The 1792-nt window shown below is 74.8% G+C and carries 2 protein-coding genes; one reads left to right on the forward strand and one right to left on the reverse strand.

Translation table 11 applies throughout. The annotated features are described in order from the left end of the window. Nucleotides 1-129: 129 nt before the first annotated feature. Nucleotides 130-1215 (reverse strand): epoxide hydrolase family protein, encoded by a 1086-nt coding sequence (locus tag ACFUEL_RS39270; RefSeq protein ID WP_380242946.1) that lies wholly within the window; start codon nucleotides 1213-1215, stop codon nucleotides 130-132. A gap of 113 nt (nucleotides 1216-1328) precedes the next feature. Here ACFUEL_RS39270 and ACFUEL_RS39275 point away from each other — a divergent pair. Further along, a partial coding sequence (locus ACFUEL_RS39275; protein WP_380242948.1) for a MarR family winged helix-turn-helix transcriptional regulator occupies nucleotides 1329-1792 on the forward strand: 464 nt, incomplete at its 3' end.

Here is a 1792-nt window from a genome sequence, read left to right on the forward strand (position 1 = left end):
GTACCTGCCGGGCCGTTGGATGCCGCATCCGGGCACCGGCCGCCGGGCCGCCGACCCGACCCGACCCGGCCCGGGGGGCGTTCGACGCGGACGGCCGGTCGGCCGTCGCGCTCGGCACCCGGCCGGGCGTCAGGGTGCCTCGGCGAGCCGGGTGAAGAACTCCCGGACGTCCCCGGCGAGCAGGTCGGGCGCCTCCATCGCGGCGAAGTGCCCGCCCCGGTCGAACTCCGACCAGTGCCGGACGTCGTAGCGGCGCTCGACCAGTGGGCGGACGGCCAGGGTGATGTCGTGCGCGAAGACCGCGACGCCGAGCGGGACGGGGCAGGGGGTGGCGCCGCGCGGGGTCTCCCGGGTGAGGCGGGCGGAGGAGGCGGCGGTGGCGGTCAGCCAGTACAGGCTGACGTCGGTGAGCAGGCGTTCGTCGTCGACGGGGGCGGCCGGGTCGGTCCAGTGCGCGAAGCGTTCGGCGATCCAGGCGAGTTGGCCGACCGGGGAGTCGGTGAGGGCGTAGCCGAGCGTCTGCGGGGCGGTGGCCTGGAGGGACTGGTAGGGCGGCCGGCTGGCCTGGAGGGCGCGGACGGTGTCGAGCCGGGCCTCGTCGGCGGCGGAGAGCGGTCCGGCGTCCGGGTCGGGCGGCAGCGGCAGGTAGGTGACGTGGACGCCGGCCACCCGGTCGGGGGCGTGCGCGGCGAGGGCGGTGGAGATGCCGGCGCCGAAGTCGCCGCCGTGGGCGCCGTAGCGCTCGTAGCCGAGGCGGTGCATCAGTTCGGCCCAGGCGCGGGCGACCCGGGCAACGTCCCAGCCGCGTTCGCGGGTGGGGCCGGAGAAGCCGAAGCCGGGGATGGACGGGACGACCAGGTGGAAGTCCCGGCGCAGCGGTTCGAGGACGTCCAGGAACTCCAGGAAGGAGCCGGGCCAGCCGTGGGTGAGGATCAGCGGGAGGGCGTCGGGGTTGTCGGCGCGCAGGTGCAGGAAGTGGATCCGCTGGCCGTCGATCTCGGTGGTGTGGTGCGGGAGTTGGTTGAGCCGGGCTTCGTGGGCGCGCCAGTCGTAGCGGGTGCGCCAGTGCTCGGCGAGTTGCCGGAGGCGGGCCAGCGGGAAGCCGTAGTCCCAGCCGGCGCCGTCGATCTCGTTGGGCCAGCGGGTGCGGGCGAGGCGGTCGGCGAGGTCGTCGAGGTCGGCCTGCGGGACGTGGATGCGGAAGGGCTCGATCATGGGGGTCACCTCGTGGTGTGTGCGGCGGCACGATCGTTAGTGCCACAAACGTTTGTCGCACTAATGAAGGTAGACTGTTAGTGGCACTAACGCAACAGTGGGAGGACCCGAGCATGAGCCCCGCCCCCGAGGACGCCACGCCCGAGCGGCTGCGCACCGTCCCCAGCCGCCTGCTGGCCGGGGCCGCCGCCGCGGCCGACCGGCTGGTGGGCGAGCGGCTGGCCGCCGAGGACGCCCGCAAGTGGCACTTCGCGGTCCTGGTCGCGCTCGCCGAGACCGGCCCCGCCAGCCAGGCCGAACTCAGCCGCCGCACCGGCGTCTACCGCAGCGACATGGTCGCCGTGCTGAACGAGCTCGCCGACGGCGGCTTCCTGGTCCGCGACCCCGACCCGGTCGACCGGCGCCGCAACGTCGTCACCCTCACCCCCGCCGGCCGCGCCCGGCTGCACCGGCTGGACGCCCAGGTCACCGCCGCCCAGCAGGACCTGCTCGCCCCGCTCTCCCCCGCCGAGCAGGCCGAACTCGTCCGCCTGCTCACCCTGCTGAACGCCCGTCACCGCCCCTGTCTCTTATACAC

Origin of the sequence: Kitasatospora sp. NPDC057198 (assembly GCF_042670125.1) — a bacterium.
GTDB lineage: Bacteria > Actinomycetota > Actinomycetes > Streptomycetales > Streptomycetaceae > Kitasatospora.

Coding starts and splice junctions, on each gene's coding strand:
- ACFUEL_RS39270 (WP_380242946.1), bottom strand. CDS start 1,215: ATGATCGAGCCCTTCCGCATCCACGTCCCGCAGGCCGACCTCGACGAC.